The 1,076-nt window shown below is 72.3% G+C and carries 1 protein-coding gene; it reads right to left on the reverse strand.

Annotated elements, in window-relative coordinates; genetic code table 11:
• The coding region (locus tag E1289_RS37695; RefSeq protein WP_165970789.1) for an MFS transporter at positions 1–1,076 on the reverse strand (1,076 nt) is incomplete at both ends.

The raw sequence follows: 1,076 nt of genomic DNA on the forward strand, positions 1-1,076 counted from the left end.
GCGGAGAGCATGAGTGGTGGTGTGTAAGAGCCGGCCAGGTCGTGGCCCAGGGCCAGGAGGATGGGGCCGAATGCGGTGGAGGCGACGGTGGCGGCGTGGATGATGCCGCGCAGCGCGCCGATGTGGGCGGTGCCGAAGTAGGCCGGGACGATGGAGGCTTCCAGGGTGCGGATGCCGTTTCCGGCGGCGCCCAGCAGCAGGCCGAACGCGATGCCGCTGAAGCCGGGTGCGAGCAGCGGTGTCCAGAGCAGCCCGGCGGCCAGCACTGCCAAGCTGGCGGCCAGAACGAAGCGCGGGGGAAAGCGGTCGGCCAGTGCGCCGACGAGGAACGCCGTGGCGAGTCCGGCCATGGTCTGGGGGAGGAAGTTGGCGGCGGCCTCGGTCGGTGACAGGCTGTGCTCGCCGAGCAGTGACACCTGGTGGAAGGCGACGGCGGTGGTCAGCATGCCCTGGCAGGAGACGGCCGCGATGATGGTCCAGAAGGCGGCGGTGCGCATCGCATGTTTCACCGTCCATCCGTCACCGGCGGCGGAACGGGTGTCACGGACGGTCGCGGGTGGGCGGCCGCGGAGCGCGTACGCACCGACCGGGATCAGGATCGTCCAGATGACCAGGCCCTGGATCAGCCAGGCCGTGCGCCAGTCGGTGGCGGCGATGAGCCGTTCGGTCAGCACCGGGGTCGCCGAGATGCCGGCGGCGCCGACCGAGGTCACCACTCCTAGGGCCGTGCCGCGGTTGCGGGTGAACCACAGCGCGACGGTCGTGGTGGCGAGCAGGCTGAGCGCCCCCTGCCCGGACAGCCGGAGCCCGGCCAGACCGGCGGTGAGGCCCCAGACCGATCCCACCGCCGCGCACCCGGTCAGTACCGCGCCGAACAGCACCGCCGCGCATGTCGCCAGCATGCGTACGCCGAAGCGGTCCAACGCCCGGCCCACCAGGGGTAGCAGCGCGGCGCCGGACAGCGTCGCGGCCAGGTAGGCGCCGCTGAGCTGGGTGCGCGAGATCTCCAGATCGTGGATCAGCGGCTCGGTGAACACCGACAGCCCCGCCGTCTGCCCGGGACCGGTCAGCGCCAG

It is taken from the genome of Actinomadura sp. 6K520, from assembly GCF_004349245.1.
Classification (GTDB): domain Bacteria; phylum Actinomycetota; class Actinomycetes; order Streptosporangiales; family Streptosporangiaceae; genus Spirillospora.